Origin of the sequence: Streptomyces sp. NBC_00316 (assembly GCF_036158715.1) — a bacterium.
Lineage (GTDB): Bacteria > Actinomycetota > Actinomycetes > Streptomycetales > Streptomycetaceae > Streptomyces.
The window spans coordinates 4,784,087-4,800,585 of record NZ_CP108023.1 but is presented as its reverse complement, the minus strand read 5'-3'; the positions used below and the strand labels follow the sequence as shown (position 1 = coordinate 4,800,585).

8 protein-coding genes and 1 rRNA gene are annotated in these 16,499 nt (G+C 70.7%); 4 read left to right on the top strand and 5 right to left on the bottom strand.

The window, feature by feature from the left end:
* Positions 1–158: 158 nt before the first annotated feature.
* Both OG878_RS21310 and OG878_RS21305 read right to left on the bottom strand, forming a co-directional pair.
* A 16S ribosomal RNA gene (locus tag OG878_RS21310) occupies positions 159–1,684 on the bottom strand.
* A 692-nt stretch (positions 1,685–2,376) separates the two neighbouring features.
* Positions 2,377–2,934 (bottom strand): MarR family winged helix-turn-helix transcriptional regulator, encoded by a 558-nt coding sequence (locus OG878_RS21305; protein ID WP_328888254.1) that lies wholly within the window; start codon positions 2,932–2,934, stop codon positions 2,377–2,379.
* A 133-nt stretch (positions 2,935–3,067) separates the two neighbouring features.
* Between OG878_RS21305 and OG878_RS21300 the strand changes: the two genes are divergently transcribed.
* The gene (locus OG878_RS21300) at positions 3,068–4,393 is read left to right on the top strand and encodes an MFS transporter (protein ID WP_328891321.1); all 1,326 of its coding nucleotides are present in this window, start codon (positions 3,068–3,070) and stop codon (positions 4,391–4,393) included.
* Positions 4,394–4,409: 16 nt separating this feature from the next.
* Here the strand turns inward: OG878_RS21300 and OG878_RS21295 are convergent, their stop codons facing one another.
* Positions 4,410–6,176 (bottom strand): ATP-binding SpoIIE family protein phosphatase, encoded by a 1,767-nt coding sequence (locus tag OG878_RS21295; protein ID WP_328888253.1) that lies wholly within the window; start codon positions 6,174–6,176, stop codon positions 4,410–4,412.
* Between the two features lie 266 nt (positions 6,177–6,442).
* Positions 6,443–7,849: an NAD(P)/FAD-dependent oxidoreductase gene (locus tag OG878_RS21290; RefSeq protein WP_328888252.1), complete on the bottom strand. Its 1,407-nt coding sequence runs from the start codon at positions 7,847–7,849 to the stop codon at positions 6,443–6,445.
* 341 nt (positions 7,850–8,190) lie between these two features.
* Between OG878_RS21290 and OG878_RS21285 the strand changes: the two genes are divergently transcribed.
* Together OG878_RS21285 and OG878_RS21280 are read left to right on the top strand one after the other, a co-directional pair.
* Positions 8,191–9,063: a TetR/AcrR family transcriptional regulator gene (locus OG878_RS21285; protein WP_328888251.1), complete on the top strand. Its 873-nt coding sequence runs from the start codon at positions 8,191–8,193 to the stop codon at positions 9,061–9,063.
* A gap of 339 nt (positions 9,064–9,402) precedes the next feature.
* Positions 9,403–11,439 (top strand): sigma-70 family RNA polymerase sigma factor, encoded by a 2,037-nt coding sequence (locus OG878_RS21280; RefSeq protein ID WP_328888250.1) that lies wholly within the window; start codon positions 9,403–9,405, stop codon positions 11,437–11,439.
* Between the two features lie 99 nt (positions 11,440–11,538).
* Here OG878_RS21280 and OG878_RS21275 read toward each other — a convergent pair whose 3' ends face one another.
* Positions 11,539–13,650 (bottom strand): asparagine synthase-related protein, encoded by a 2,112-nt coding sequence (locus OG878_RS21275; protein WP_328888249.1) that lies wholly within the window; start codon positions 13,648–13,650, stop codon positions 11,539–11,541.
* A gap of 1,105 nt (positions 13,651–14,755) precedes the next feature.
* Here OG878_RS21275 and OG878_RS21270 point away from each other — a divergent pair.
* On the top strand, positions 14,756–16,357 hold the full coding sequence (locus OG878_RS21270) for a collagen-like triple helix repeat-containing protein (RefSeq protein WP_328888248.1): 1,602 nt from the start codon (positions 14,756–14,758) through the stop codon (positions 16,355–16,357).
* Positions 16,358–16,499 lie beyond the last annotated feature (142 nt).

Genomic DNA, 16,499 nt, shown 5'->3' with positions numbered 1-16,499 from the left:
CGACCGACCGTTCCCCACGTTCCACGCCGAAGCAGTACTAGTGAACAACAACCTGTCGTGCCGAATAGTCAACGTTCCACCCATGAGCTAACCACCGTCGAACATTTGCCGACGTAGTGGCCTCTGACCAAGCAAGCTTGGTAAGAAGTGCTCCTTAGAAAGGAGGTGATCCAGCCGCACCTTCCGGTACGGCTACCTTGTTACGACTTCGTCCCAATCGCCAGTCCCACCTTCGACAGCTCCCTCCCACAAGGGGTTGGGCCACCGGCTTCGGGTGTTACCGACTTTCGTGACGTGACGGGCGGTGTGTACAAGGCCCGGGAACGTATTCACCGCAGCAATGCTGATCTGCGATTACTAGCAACTCCGACTTCATGGGGTCGAGTTGCAGACCCCAATCCGAACTGAGACCGGCTTTTTGAGATTCGCTCCGCCTCGCGGCATCGCAGCTCATTGTACCGGCCATTGTAGCACGTGTGCAGCCCAAGACATAAGGGGCATGATGACTTGACGTCGTCCCCACCTTCCTCCGAGTTGACCCCGGCAGTCTCCTGTGAGTCCCCATCACCCCGAAGGGCATGCTGGCAACACAGAACAAGGGTTGCGCTCGTTGCGGGACTTAACCCAACATCTCACGACACGAGCTGACGACAGCCATGCACCACCTGTATACCGACCACAAGGGGGGCACCATCTCTGATGCTTTCCGGTATATGTCAAGCCTTGGTAAGGTTCTTCGCGTTGCGTCGAATTAAGCCACATGCTCCGCTGCTTGTGCGGGCCCCCGTCAATTCCTTTGAGTTTTAGCCTTGCGGCCGTACTCCCCAGGCGGGGAACTTAATGCGTTAGCTGCGGCACCGACGACGTGGAATGTCGCCAACACCTAGTTCCCAACGTTTACGGCGTGGACTACCAGGGTATCTAATCCTGTTCGCTCCCCACGCTTTCGCTCCTCAGCGTCAGTAATGGCCCAGAGATCCGCCTTCGCCACCGGTGTTCCTCCTGATATCTGCGCATTTCACCGCTACACCAGGAATTCCGATCTCCCCTACCACACTCTAGCCTGCCCGTATCGACTGCAGACCCGGGGTTAAGCCCCGGGCTTTCACAACCGACGCAACAAGCCGCCTACGAGCTCTTTACGCCCAATAATTCCGGACAACGCTTGCGCCCTACGTATTACCGCGGCTGCTGGCACGTAGTTAGCCGGCGCTTCTTCTGCAGGTACCGTCACTCTCGCTTCTTCCCTGCTGAAAGAGGTTTACAACCCGAAGGCCGTCATCCCTCACGCGGCGTCGCTGCATCAGGCTTTCGCCCATTGTGCAATATTCCCCACTGCTGCCTCCCGTAGGAGTCTGGGCCGTGTCTCAGTCCCAGTGTGGCCGGTCGCCCTCTCAGGCCGGCTACCCGTCGTCGCCTTGGTAGGCCATCACCCCACCAACAAGCTGATAGGCCGCGGGCTCATCCTTCACCGCCGGAGCTTTCAACCCCGTCCCATGCGGGACAGAGTGTTATCCGGTATTAGACCCCGTTTCCAGGGCTTGTCCCAGAGTGAAGGGCAGATTGCCCACGTGTTACTCACCCGTTCGCCACTAATCCACCCCGAAGGGCTTCATCGTTCGACTTGCATGTGTTAAGCACGCCGCCAGCGTTCGTCCTGAGCCAGGATCAAACTCTCCGTGAATGTTTTCCCGTAATCGGGACGACACACACGAGAGCGGAACAACCGGTCGGAATAGGACCGGTCGTTCACAGCGTCCTCGCTGTGTAAATTGCCCACCGGAACCACAAGGGCCCGGCAGGACTTTCAAAGGAACCACCAACCTGCCGAAACAGGCCGGGGTATCAACATATCTGGCGTTGACTTTTGGCACGCTGTTGAGTTCTCAAGGAACGGACGCTTCCTTCGTACTCACCCTCACGGGCTTTCCTCCGGGCTTTTCCCTTCGGTCTTGCGTTTCCGACTCTATCAGACTCTTTCGTGTCCGATTCCCGGTCGAAGCGGGTTTCGCTTTCCAGGTTTCCGCTTTCGCGTTTCCCTTTCCGGCGAGTCCGACTCTATCAGATCCTCTCGGGCCTGATTCCCAGTCAGCGGGCTTGTCATCCCGGCCGTTGGGCCGTTCCGACACCCAAACCCTAGCGGAATCCTCCCGGCGATTCATAATCGCGTCTTCGAAATGAATTCCGGCATGCCGAAATCATCCCGAGTGGGAGACCGTGCAGAGTTTTGGTTGCCGCATTCGCGGCGAGATCGGCTGCCGCAGAACCGTTCCGGCCCCATGACAACTCGGAGAACTTTACGGATCGGTGCGGGACGTGTCAACCCCGCCAGGTCAAGCCGTTTTCACGGCTCGGTCCCCGCGCGCCCGGCGCGGGTCAGTCCAGGTCCGTGAGGCGGCCGCCGGCGTCCGGCTGGGTGTGTTCCACCCGGCGCAGGAGGCGGATCAGCATCTCGCCGAGAGCGCCGCGCTCGTCGCCCGAGAGGTCCTGGAGCAGGTCCTCCTCGAAGGCGGATGCCATGCGCATCGCCTCCAGCCACTTCGTGCGGCCCTCGTCGGTCAGCTCGACGATGACACGTACCCGGTTGTTCTCGTCCCTGTCGCGGGTGACCAGGCCCTCGCTCGCCATGCGGTCGATGCGATGGGTCATCGCGGCCGGGGTCAGGCCGAGGCGCTTGGCCAGCTCGCCCGGGCCCAGCCGATACGGCGAGCCCGCCACGACGAGGGTCTTGAGGACCTCCCACTCGGTGTTGCTGATGCCGAGGTCGGCCAGCTGCCGTCCGTACCCGACGTTCATCCGGCGGTTGAGCCGGCCCAGGGCCGAGACGACCTGCTCCACCTGGGGATCGAGGTCACGGAACTCGCGCTGATAAGCGGCGATCTGCTCGTCGAGGCTCGGCTCCTCGAGGCCGGACGGCTCGGTGGTGTCAGACATGGCGGGCAGTATGGCACGCCTTTCATTGGCGTCGAAGTCCTTCGCGTTGTACTGTTGAAGTTCTAACTTTACTGTTGAAGTCTTTGGACGTGAGTCCTTCGCGAACTTGAGGTAGGTGAGTGTGACCAGGGAAATGGGCGCAGCGCTGCGGCGGATCCAGCTGGGGAGCGCGCTGAGCGCGTTCGGTGTGGGGTTCACCGTCCCGTATCTGTACGTCTATGTGGCGCAGGTCCGGGATCTGGGTGCCGGTACGGCAGGTGTCGTGCTGGCGGTCTTCGCCATGGCTGCGCTGGCTGTCCTGCCGTTCACCGGGCGGGCCATCGACCGGCGCGGTCCGATGCCGGTGCTGATCGTCGCCGCCGTGGTGGCGTCCGTGGGTGCGGCGGCCCTCGGGCTTTCGTCGAGCGTGACGACGGCCGTGCTGTCGGCCGCCGTACTCGGAGCGGGCACGGCGGTCATGTCGCCGGCGCTCGCCACCATGCTCGTTTGGTGCTCCAGCACGGCCACTCGTACACGCGCCTTCGCCATGCAGTTCTTCCTGCAGAACCTGGGGCTCGGCATCGGCGGGCTGGTCGGCGGGCAGATCGTCGACACGAGCCGGCCGGAGACCTTCACGCTGCTGTTCCTGATCGAGGCGGCGATGTTCATCGTGCTCGGCGCCGTCGCTGCGACGGTGCGGATGCCCCGTACTCCCGCGATCGTGGACGCCCGGCCCACCGACGGGTCCACCGCCGAGGGCGGGCTGCGCGTGCTGCTGTCGCACCGGGCCATGGTGCAGCTGTGTGTGCTGGGCTTCGTGCTGTTCTTCGCCTGTTACGGCCAGTTCGAGTCCGGTCTCGCGGCGTACGGCACCGAGGCTGCCGGGATCGAGCCCTCGACGCTGGGCATCGCGCTGGCCGCCAACACCGCGGTCATCGTCGTGGCGCAGTTCGTCGTGCTGCGGCTGGTCGAGCGCCGCAAGCGCAGCCGTGTCATCGCCGCGGTCGGCCTGATCTGGGCGTTCGCCTGGATCGTGGCGGGGTACGCGGGGCTCGGGCACGGCAGCCAGACCATGGCGACGGCCGCGATGATCTCGACGTACGCGCTGTTCGGGCTCGGCGAGTCGATGTTGTCGCCGACGGTGGCACCGCTGGTCGCCGATCTGGCGCCGGAGTCGATGGTCGGTCAGTACAACTCGGCGTTCGCCCTGGTCAAGCAGCTCGCACTGGCGGTCGGTCCGGCTGTGGGCGGGCCGATGGGAGCCTCGCTGCACGGTCCGTACATCGTGACGTTCGTGCTGTTCTCCCTGGGCATCACCGTGCTCGCGCTGCGGCTGGGCCGTCAGCTCACCCCGGTACAGGATCAGCCGTCGCTCGTGGCGGCGCCGTCGCGGGTGGTGGCCGTGTCCCGGCCGGACACCGCGGGGACCGTCCCCGAGCGGGTGTCCGAGCCGGCCGTCGTCCCGGCTGCCGCCGGGTGACGTCAGTCGCTGCCGGTCACTGAGGCAGCGCGAACTCGCACCAGACCGCTTTGCCGCCGCCCGGTGTGCGGCGGCTGCCCCAGGACGAGGCGATCGTCGCGACGATGGAGATGCCGCGGCCCGCCTCGTCCGCCGGATCGGCGCGGCGGCGACGCGGCAGATGGTCGTCGCCGTCGGTCACCTCGATGATCAGGCGGCGGTCGGTGCGACGCAGGCCCAGGCGCATCGGCGGGGTGCCGTGCTGGAGGGAGTTGGCCACCAGTTCGCTGGCGGCCAGGACGCCCAGGTCGCACAACTCCACGGGGAAGCGCCACGACGCGAGGACGCCGGTTGCGAAGGCGCGGGCGCGCGGGGCCGCTTCGATGCCGCCGAGGAGTTCGAGCGAGGCGTTGTGGAACAGCTCCGCATTCGTCCCCGTGCGGGCAGGGTGCTGGACGACCAGCACCGCCACGTCGTCGTCGTGTTCGGCGGTAACACCGAGGGAGCGGATGAGACGGTCGCAGACGACCTGCGGGGACCCCTTGGCGCCGGAGAGGGCCCGTTCCAGGGCGGCGACGCCCTCGTCGATGTCCTCGCTGCGGCGTTCGACGAGGCCGTCCGTGTAGAGGACGGCAGTGGAACCCGGCGGGAGCTCGATCGTGCCCGAGGTGTGGATCCAGCCACCGGTGCCCAGCGGTGGTCCGGTCGGGTCCTCGGCGCGGTGGACCGTACCGTCCTCGTCGCGGACCAGGATGGGGAGGTGGCCGGCGGAGGCGTAGACGAGCCGGCCCTCGTTCGGGTCGTGGACCGCGTAGGCGCAGGTGGCGATCTGGCTGGCGTCGATCTCCGCGGCAAGGCCGTCGAGCAGTTGGAGTACCTCGTGCGGCGGGAGGTCCAGGCGGGCGTAGGCGCGCACGGCCGTGCGGAGCTGGCCCATCACCGCGGCGGCACGCACTCCGCGGCCCATCACGTCCCCGATGACGAGGGCGGTGCGGCCGGCGCCGAGCGTGATGACGTCGTACCAGTCGCCGCCCACTGCCGCGTCCACGCCGCCGGGCTGGTAGGTGGCGGCGATCCGCAGGTCGTCGGGCTGTTCGAGCTCCTGCGGGAGCAGGGAGCGCTGGAGGGTGACGGCCGTTTCGCGGAGGCGGCGTTCGCTGGCGCGCAGGCGCTCGGCCGCTTCGGCATGGTCGGTGACGTCGGCGGCGTACACGAGGACACCGCCGCCGCTCCCCTTGTCCCCTGCGCCGTTTCTGCCGTTCTTGTCCTTGCCTCTGCCGTTCGCGGCGAGGCCGGCGGGCGCGGCGACGGGGGTGCAGGTCACGGTGTACGAGTTTCCGTTGCGGACCTTGCGGGACTTGACCGTGCGGGGCGTGCCGCTGCGCAGGACCTGGTCCATGAGGGGCAGCAGGCTGAGCTCGTCGAGCTCGGGCATGGCCTCGGCTGCGGTGGCGCCCGTGGGACGGGGGCCGAAGGCTGCGGCGTAGGCGTCGTTGACGTACGCGATGCGGTGGTCGGGGCCGTGCACCAGGGCGACGAGGGCGGGCAGCCGGCCGAGGATCTCGTGGGCCGGGAGATCCTCCAGGGCGGGGCCGGAGGGGCGACCGGACGACTGGTCCGAGGGCCGGCCGGGCTTCGGGGCGTTCTCTGCGGATGCCTCGGGAGTGTCGCCGCCCGGGGGGCCGGATCCGGGCTCGGACCTGGCGTACTCGGCGCGGGCCGAGGGCACGGAACTGCGGTCGTCCCGGGCTGCGGCACGGCGCTGCGTTCCTGGTAGGCGGGCGCTCCAACGCGTGAAGTTCACGGAATTTCTGGCCTCGTGTGTCGGTCTGGTCCGCTCGGGCGGTCTGCTCCGCCCGGGCGGAGCTGCTTCCTCTGCCGGTTCTGCCGTCCGGTTCTGCTACCGGTTTCTCTCTCGCCGGGGTCGGGGGCGCCGGGGGCCGGACCTCCGGTGAGGCGCAGCCGGGCCTCATGGTGCTGGTCACTGTCGGTCACTGCCGGCCGGGTCACTCTGTGCAGGTGTGGGCCCACCTATGGTCACACGTCCAGTGTGACGGACCGTACTGACAGTCAGCCATCCGTCTTCGACGGCCCTTTGCCGTCGGGACGTCTTCCCCCGGCGGCGAGTTCGAATTCGGCGCGCGGGTGTTCCAGCGAACCGAGGGAGACGATCTCGCGTTTGAAGAGTCCGGCGAGGGCCCACTCGGCAAGGACGCGCGCCTTCCGGTTGAACGTCGGCACCCTGCTCAGGTGGTACGTGCGGTGCATCAGCCAGGCCGGATAGCCCTTGAGCTTGCGCCCGTAGACATGGGCCACGCCCTTGTGCAGGCCGAGCGAGGCGACCGAGCCCGCATAGCTGTGCCGGTAGTCCGTGAGCGGCTCGCCGCTGATCGCCGCGAGGATGTTCTCGGCGAGGACCTTGGCCTGGCGCACCGCGTGCTGCGCGTTGGGGGCGGTCTCCTTGCCCGCCTCGTCCGCGGTCAGGTCGGGCACGGCTGCGGCGTCCCCGGCGGCCCAGGCGTGTGCGGTGCCTTCGACGGTGAGCTGCGCCGTGCACCGGAGCCTGCCGCGTTCGTCGAGCGGAAGATCGGTGGCGGCCAGGACCGGGGCGGGTTTGACGCCCGCGGTCCAGACGAGGGTGCGGGTCGGGAAGCGGGAACCGTCGCTGAGGACGGCGATCCGGTCCTCGCAGGAGTCCAGCCGGGTGTCGAGACGTACGTCGATGTTGCGGCCGCGCAGCTCTCGGATGGCGTACTTGCCCATCGCGTCGCCGACCTCGGGAAGGATCCGGCCGGAGGCCTCGACGAGGATCCATTTCAGGTCCTCGGCCTTGATGTTGTGGTAGTAGCGGGCGGTGTAGCGGGCCATGTCCTCGAGTTCGGCGAGCGCCTCGACGCCCGCATAGCCGCCGCCGACGAAGACGAAGGTGAGGGCGGCGTCGCGGATGGCCGGGTCGCGGGTGGCGGAGGCGATGTCCATCTGCTCGATGACGTGGTTGCGCAGGCCGATGGCCTCCTCGATGGTCTTGAAGCCGATGCCGTGCTCGGCGAGGCCGGGGACCGGGAGGGTGCGTGACACGGAGCCGGGGGCGATGACGATCTCGTCGTACGGGATCTCGACGGCGCCCGTACCGTCCTCGCCGGTGGCAAGGGTGGTGACGGTCGCGGTGCGCTTGGTGTGGTCGATGCGCTGCGCCTCGCCGATGACGATGGTGCAGTGCGCCAGGACACGGCGGAGCGGCACGACGACATGGCGCGGCGAGATCGAGCCGGCGGCTGCTTCGGGCAGGAACGGCTGGTACGTCATATAGGGCTCGGGCGTGACGACGACGATCTCGGCCTCGCCGGACTTGAGTCTCTGCTTCAGCTTCCGCTGCAGACGCAGAGCTGTGTACATCCCGACGTAGCCACCGCCGATGACGAGAATGCGCACACCGGGCGGCGGGCCGGGGATCGTACCCCGGGAATCTGAAGCCATCACCTCCCCATGACGCAACGTGCTCCGGAGTTTGTCCACAGCCCCGGCAAATTGTGTGACCAGAGGTTCTCCGTGGACCTGTGTCGTCGATCCCTCCGGGAATGCGGAAGGCACGCAGGTCAGGCGTTGCCGCGGAGGTGGTGGCGCGGGGCGGGAACAGGAACGGATCGGTCCTTGCTCCGATCGGGGGGACGCTCCGTGCGGAACAACCCCCTTCTGAATTGACCCGGGCTCAACTATGTTCGTATGTCGTCGGGGTGTCGGGTTGGGATGGAGATCCACTCCCCGGCTGACACGGCGGGAAGTCTCCGGGGGGAGACGTCATAACCGGGGGAACAGTTATGCACATTCAGGATTCGCATGGGCAGAGCACTACCGTCACGTCCGAAGGAAACGGACGAATCGGCACATTGAGTTCGGCAGGACCGGTCGGCTCGGTGGGCTCCGCCGGAACGGGAAGTGCGGTCGGGACCGGCGGCAGCGCCTCCCGCTCGACACCGCTGCGCGTGGACGCGCAGCGGAATCTGGAGCATGTGCTGCGGGCTGCGCGTGAGGTCTTCGGCGAGCTGGGGTACGGGGCTCCCATGGAGGACGTGGCGCGTCGCGCCCGGGTCGGGGTCGGCACGGTGTACCGGCGGTTCCCGAGCAAGGACGTGCTGGTTCGGCGGATAGCCGAGGAGGAGACCGCCCGGTTGACCGACCAGGCGCGCAGCGCACTGGGGCAGGAGGACGAGCCGTGGTCGGCGCTCTCGCGCTTCCTGCGGACGTCCGTGGCCTCGGGCGCGGGCCGGCTGCTGCCGCCGCAGGTGCTGCGGGTCGGCGTCGACGTGGACGACTCGACGGTCGTCGGGCAAGCGGGGGTCGTGCAGGACGCGGGCGCGGGCTCCTCCGGTGACGCCCGGGACACGGCGTGGGTTCCTCAGCAGCGGCAGGGTGTGGGGCAGGCCGACCTGCGGGCCGTCGGCCGGATCTCCGCCGACGAGACCGGGCTCGCGGACGACGACATGGGCTCGGCCGAACTGCTGGAGGTCGTGGGCCGGCTGGTCGACCGGGCGCGGGCATCGGGTGAGCTGCGCCGTGACGTGACGGTGGCCGACGTGCTGCTGGTCATCGCCACAGCGGCGCCCTCGCTGCCGGATGCGGCTCAGCAGGCTGCTGCTTCGGCCCGGCTGCTGGACATCCTGCTGGAGGGTCTGCGTTCGCGCCCTGCGTGAGCGGGACGCTCGGACACTGCTGGGCCGGGGCGGGCGGAGCCGGAAGGGTGTGCCGACGGGCCGAGGCCGTGCGGGCGCGACCCCGAATTCGTGAGGATGTCGTTCCGGTCCGGTGAGGGTGGCGGGGGGAATCGGTGTGGTCCGTGTGCGCGGAACGTGATCGACAACTCGCCCCCCTCGGAAGCGTATTGATCCTCCCTGTTCGAGTGGCTGTTAGTGCTCGTATTCGGGAAAGCGCCCCGGATGAGTGGTTGCAGTGACTGAACGACCGTCGTCATTGCGCCGTGTGACACTCTTGCCCGGTGTTCGGGTCCGAAGGCGCATACGGGGGCTTCCGCGATGAGCGGTGACGGGCAGCAGGAGGAGTCGCTCGACGGCATTTCGGCCGCAGGCGGCACGGAGGCCGGAGGGGTGCCCCCCTTGCGGCAGGTGCCGAGTCAGGCCGGACCCGGGCGGTCCGACGGCGACGCCGAAGGCGGCACCGTGCTGTCCGGTCCCTGGCCGCCCGCGCCGGGCGACAGCGGGCCCGGTGACGGCGGACCGGCCGACGGTGCACCCGGTCACCGCGGGCCGGCGGAGTCGGGCGACGAAGCCGGGACCGTGTCCTGTGCCGCCGTGCCGATGCAGCGAGAGGGCGGCAGCGGCCCCGCCGCGGCCGGTCTCGCGCTCTCCGACGCCCAGTTGATCCTGCAGATGCGGGACGGCGACGATCTCGCGTACGAGGAGCTGTTCCGGCGCCACTCGGACAGGGTGCGCCGCTATGCGCGCACCTGCTGCCGCGACGCCCACACCGCCGACGACCTGACGGCCGAGGTCTTCGCCCGCACACTGCAGGCGGTCCGGGGCGGCAAGGGGCCCGAGGACGCCGTGAGGGCGTACCTGATGACGGCCGTCCGGCATGTCGCGGCCGCCTGGACAAAGACGGCGAAGCGGGAGCAACTGGTCGACGACTTCGCCGTGTTCGCCGCGCAGGCGGTCCACTCCTCCGACCTGTCGGATGCGGACACGCTGGACCTCGGCGCCGACGTCCTGGCGATGCACGAGGCCGAGCAGTCGATGGCCATGAAGGCGTTCCGCAGCCTGCCGGAGCGCTGGCAGGCGGTGCTGTGGCACACCACGGTCGAGGACGAGTCGCCGAGCGAGATCGCGCCACTGTTCGGGCTGACCGCCAACGCCACGGCGGTGCTGGCCAGCCGGGCCCGCGAGGGGCTTAAGCAGGCATATCTGCAGGCGCACGTGAGCCAGTCGCTCACCTCGGGCGGCGACTGTGCGCGCTATGCCGACCGGCTCGGCGCGTACGCCCGGGGCGGGCTGCGCACGCGTGCCGAGCGCGGGCTGCGCAAGCATCTGGACGAGTGCGCGAGGTGCCGGGTCGCCGCCGGCGAACTCGCGCATGTCAACGCCGGGATTCCGGCGCTGCTTCCGGTCGCGGTCATCGGCTGGTTCGCCGGTGGGTACGCGCTCAAGGCCGCCGGGGCCGTGGCGGCCGGTGCGGCGGGTGCGGGGGCCGCAGCGGTGGCGACGGGCGGGAGTTCGTCCGGCGGTGCGGCCGGTGGCGCAGCGGCCTCGGAAGGGCTCGGTGCGCCGGCCAAGGCCGGGATCGCGGCGGCGGTGGCCGTGACGGCCGCGGCCGGTCTGGTGTGGGCGCTGGTCGGTGGCGGGACGCCGGAGCCTGAGGCCAAGCCGGCGGCCAGGCCGCCGGTGGTGGCACCCGCCGTACCGTCGCCCGCGCCGCCGGCACCGGAATCCGAGCCGCCGAGCGTGCCCGCGCAGGCCGCCCCTGCGCCGACCCCGCCGCCGAAGGCGGAGCCGACGCCTCCGGCGGCGGCGCCCGCGTCCCCACCCGCGCCGAAACCGAAGCCGCCGGTCCCCGCACCGCCGACGCCGTCCCCGACGCCGACGCCTGCCCCGCCCCCACCGCCCGCGCCTCCCGCGCCGCTGACCGTGTACCAGGTCAGCGAGTTGGACTACTCCGTCCTCGGCGATCACACCGCGCCGGAGGTGGTGCTGGGTGCGAGCAGCTGGGTCTGGCGGCGCTCCGGCCTGTCGGTCGGTGGCACGCAGTACGCCCACGGGGTGACCGTGAACAGCCATTCCTCGGTGACCATCAGGCTGAACCGGTCCTGCACCCGTTACGAGGCCATGGTCGGGGTCGACGATCTGGCGCGGGGACTCGGCTCGGTGCGGTTCTCCGTGTTCGACGGTGACGGGGCACGGCTGTGGCAGTCCCCGGTGATGAGCGGCAACCATCAGGCCGTGCCGGTCGCGATCGGTATCGGGGGGCGGCAGCGGATCCGGCTCGTCGTCGAACCGCACACGCCGCTCGGCGGGGTGGCGCCGGCCGACTGGGCGGAGTCGAAAATCAGCTGCCGCTGAGACGCGGCCGGGTCACGGCCGGGCGACCCGGTCCCGTCCGGGCGGGGAGCGGACCCCGCTGGGTGACCCGCCTGCCGGTCGGCGGGGTCGCGGGCGGCGTCAGCGCTGTACGGCGCGGCGGGCCGGAGCCACCCCGCCTGCCACCGCCCGTTGGCGCGGCGCCGCCGTGCCCGTCCAGCAGGTGCCGCGGCGCGAAACGAGGCGCCGGAGCCAGAGTTCCGTGGCTGCCAGGTCGGCGAGGCCGTCCAGGGGCAGCGGTGCGCCCTCGGAGGCCGCCCGCAGGGCCTTCCGTACCACCCGGGCCTCGATCAGGCCCGCGTCGGCGAGCAGCGGGGCGTCGAAGAGGGCGATCAGGTCGGGGAGCGCGGTGCGCAGGCCCGTGCGGCTGACCGCGGTCGAGGTGGCCTGGGAGGGGGTGCCCCAGCCCGGCGGCAGTTCGTGGATGCCCGCCCCCGCGAGGACCCGGCGCAGGATCGCGGCGCGGGCGCCCGGCTGGACCCGGAGCGATTCGGGCAGTGCGCGGGCGGCGCGTACCACCTGGTTGTCGAGGAAGGGGGCGTGCAGCCGCTGGCTGCGGATCTCCGCGGCCTGTTCCAGGATCCGGTGGTCTGCGGCGTGCCGGGCGAGCGCGGCGCGGGCGCGCGCCTCGCCGGGGCGCTGGACGGAGGCGGGACGGATCGCCGCCTCCTGGAGACGGACCGCCACTTCCGCGAGTGCCTCCCCCGTCAGCCAGCGGGCGGCCGGGCCCGGCCGCGACCAGGTGAGCGCGGCGAGCGAGGCGTCGGCAGGGGTGTCGAGGCCGGGCGTGTGCCGGTTGGCGTCGGGGAGCCGGTCGGCCGCCGCTTCGAGGCCGGTGCGGTACGACGTGCGGGCCAGACGGCGGGCCGCACGGTAGACGGTCAGCGGTACGAACAGCGAGTGCGCGGACGGCCGTTCGGCTCTGGCCAGGGCGGCGACCGGGCGCAGGAGGTGGCGTCGGCGCCGGTCCATGAGCAGGTCGGCGAGACGGGCCGGGTGGGCGTCGAGGACCTGCCGTGCGCCGTCGCCGACGAAGTGGTCGGCGCTGCCGGCAGTGAGCCGGCGGCGGTGGCGTTCGGCGACGACGAGGGACGGGGCCGGTTCGTCGGTGAGCGGGCCGCCGCCCAGGTCGGCGTAGGGCAGGGCCTCCTCGCCGGCCGCGACGACGACATGGTGCAGGCGCGGGTTGGCGGCGATGACCGCCGCCCGCTCGAGTTCGTCCTCGTGGTCGCGGGTGGTGAGGTCGTTGAAGGTGACGGCGAGCAGCCGTTCGCCCGCACCCGTGCCGTGGCCGAGGAGAGTGCCCGGCAGGCCCGGCAGGCCCGCGGCGAGCAGGGCGAGGGTGGCGGAGGCGCTGCCTCCGGAGAGGTCGGCGCCGATGCCGGGGACGGGCGCGCCGCGGGCGGCACGGCGTTCGGCGGGGCCCATGCCGGGAACCGGGCCGGGGTCGGGCGGCTGGGTCTCGGGGGCGTGCCGAGGGGCCGTGAGCCTGGTGCGTACCGCTTCGACCAGCGCGTCGCGCACCCCGTCGACGGCGCTCACCGGGTCGAGCTGGGGCGCGGCGACGGCGAGGGAGGCCACCGGCTCGTACCCGGTGACCTCGCGCGAGCCCTCGCGGAGGATGAGCGCGTGCCCCGGCGGGATGCGCTTCACACCCGCGTACGGAGTGCCGTCGCGCAGCGCTTCCGGTGTCTCGGGGCAGGCGAGCAGCGCGGCCAGGTGACCGATGTCCAGCTGCGCCTCGATCAGATCGGCGAGCGGGAGCGCGGCGGTTGCGTACGCCGTACCGTCGGCCCAGGGCGTGTAGAAGACCGGGCGGGCTCCGGCGAGGTCCCCGACGACGGTGATCCGTCGGCCTATCTGGACGACCGCCGTGTAACTGCCCGACCAGGCGGTGAGATGGCGCAACGCGCCGCCGCGGGCGGCGAGGAGGCCGAGCCGCAGCTGTTCGTCGGTGGCGCCGCAGCAGCCGAGGACGGCGAGACGGGCCGTGGGTGCGCCCTCGGCGGTCTCGAGACTGCTGATCCGGATCTCGTCGGGACGCCAGTCGCCGACGGCCCAGAGCGGATCCGGGTCGCCCCACAGGAGCTGGGAGCCCACGGGGTGCACCGTGCGCCCCTCGTCACCTGCGCCGACCGCCCCGGCCGTGCCGAAACTCGCGGCGATACTGCTCCACCCCACCAACCAACGCATCGCCGCCTCCACAGGCTGTGGACAAAACGGCGCGCCGGGAACATGTCGGGAGAACTGCGGGAACATGCAGCGCCGTTGCGAACATGCTGCCACGACAACGGCGCGCAGGAGTGGCTACGGAGGGGCGCACGTCGGAAGCGCATGCGCCCCTGGCAAAGGCCGGAGGGAGGATGTCGGCACCCGGCCCCGGCAAGACGCGCGGGGAGGCAACGGACCTGACTGTTCCGCTTGTTGCCTTCCCCGCCGGCCCCCGACCGTACCGGCCGACTTCCGGCCACCTCCTGGACGGTCCGCCAACGGCCCGCCACGTGTCCGCGATTGACTCGGCCCAACCCCGGCTAACTGACGCCATTCGGCCATTCTCGGAGCACGTATCGACCGCGGGGGCCGACGAAGCCCGCACCGGATGCACCGTTCTGCCCCGCTTCGGCACATGGCTGCAGGACCGGTTCCGCACCCGCACCGCACCGCTCCCGGCCGGTTCGCCACCGGCTCGACGCACAGTCCGGGAGACGCGGTTCGCCTCCCGGACCGCTCCGCCGCCTGCGGGGAATGAGGCGGCAGTGTCCCCCAGCCCACTGAGTCCAGTGCAGTGGGCCGACCCACGCAGGACCCATGGAAGCGCTCTCCCGACGGCCGGACAACAGCGCACGGCCGGGCGCACGGCCACACAACAGGAGCACGACGGGAGCCGGCCCCACGGCGTCCGGAGCCGCGCTCCGGCAGGTCCGCCACAGCGACCGGATCGTCACGGCGGGCTCGCTCCCCGTCTGCCTCGCGTCCGCCGTACGTCCGCCTCGCACGTCCCTCGCGCCCCTCTCGCCCTCCCTGCTCACCCGAGCCCCTCCGCTCTCCGCCCACCGTCCGTTCGGAGCCGTCCGCACGGACAACAATCCCGCCATACGGACGTCTGCCCCTTAACGGTAGGGATGCGGCGAACTACGCTGGGTTTACTGAGGTTCTCGGCAGGAGGCATATTCCTCGGGGCTCGGCCATACGCGTGTGCGGCCGGAGTGCCGGGGTCCGTCCCTGGGGAGGACACGGTACGAATGCCGCGCACCTCGACAGGTGACGCGGCGGCCGTCTGTGTGTCGAGGGGTGGCGCATGTCCAGGGAGCAACGCGGGCCGAACGAGAAACTCGGAACCGTTCTCGCCCTCGCGGGAATCAGCAACGCCGGGCTCGCCCGGCGGGTCAACGACCTCGGGGCGCAGCGCGGACTGACCCTTCGCTACGACAAGACCTCGGTGGCGAGATGGGTCTCCAAGGGCATGGTGCCGCAGGGCGCCGCGCCCCATCTGATCGCCGCGGCGATCGGCGCCAAGCTGGGCCGGCCGGTCCCGCTGCACGAGATCGGGCTCGCGGACGCCGATCCGGCGCCGGAGGTCGGTCTGGCCTTCCCGCGCGATGTGGGTGAGGCGGTGCGTTCGGCGACCGAGCTGTACCGGCTGGATCTGGCCGGGCGCCGGGCGGGCAGCGGCGGGATCTGGCAGTCGCTGGCGGGCTCGTTCTCGGTGAGTGCGTACGCGACACCCGCATCCCGCTGGCTGATATCCCCTGCCGACCCCTCGGTGGGACGTGACTCGTCGGCGGCGGAGGCGGCCATCCTCGGCACGCCGTCTCCGCAGGGCCCGGCGGGCCCACAGGGTGTACAGGGTCCGCTGAGTGCGCCGGGCGCACAACAGGGCGCATCAGGGGGTGCAACGAGCGCAGCCCCGAGCACGCCGGGCGCACCGGGTGCGCCCGGCCCCAAGCAGTCGGCGCTGGACTCCCTGAACGACATCTCGCCGCTGCGGGTCGGCCACAGCGATGTGACCAAGCTGCGCGAGGCGGCCCAGGACGCGCGCCGCTGGGACTCCAAGTACGGCGGCGGCGACTGGCGGTCCTCCATGGTCCCGGAGTGCTTACGCGTGGACGCGGCGCCGCTGCTCCTCGGCTCGTACAGCGACGACGTGGGCCGGGCGCTGTTCGGCGCCGCCTCCGAACTGACCAGACTCGCCGGGTGGATGGCGTTCGACACCGGCCAGCAGGAGGCCGCGCAGCGGTACTACATCCAGGCGCTGCGGCTGGCCCGGGCCGCTGCCGACGTACCGCTCGGCGGCTATGTCCTCGCCTCCATGTCACTGCAGGCGACCTACCGCGGCTTCGCCGACGAGGGGGTGGACCTCGCGCAGGCCGCCGTCGAGCGCAACCGCGGGCTCGCCACCGCCCGCACCATGAGTTTCTTCCGGCTGGTCGAGGCGCGGGCCCATGCGAAGGCGAATGACGCACCGGCCGCGGGCGCTGCGCTGAAGGCTGCCGAGAGCTGGCTGGAGCGCTCCCGCGACGGCGACGCGGACCCGTCGTGGCTGGGCTTCTACTCGTACGACAGGTTCGCCGCCGACGCCGCGGAGTGCTATCGCGACCTCAAGGCACCCCGGCAGGTACGGCGGTTCACCGAACAGGCGCTGTCCCGGCCGACCGAGGAGTTCGTCCGCTCGCACGGGCTGCGGCTGGTGGTCTCGGCGGTCGCCGAACTGGAGTCGGGCAACCTGGACGCGGCGTGCGCGGCAGGCACCCGGGCCGTGGAGGTGGCGGGCCGCATCTCGTCGGCGCGGACGACCGAGTACGTACGTGACCTGCTGCACCGCCTCGAACCGTACGGGGACGAACCCCGCGTCGCCGAGCTGCGCGAGCGGGCGCGACCACTGCTGGTGGCGCCCGCGTAGCGGTAGCTCCCGCTGCCGCCCGCACCCTCACCCGTGCCTCCCGGGTGCCTGCGCGGAGTCCTCCGGGCGACGCGCAGGCGGCCGCCGGCCGAAATCTCGGCGCCACGCTGGCCGCCGCTGGTTTGAGTGCGTTGTCAGTGGG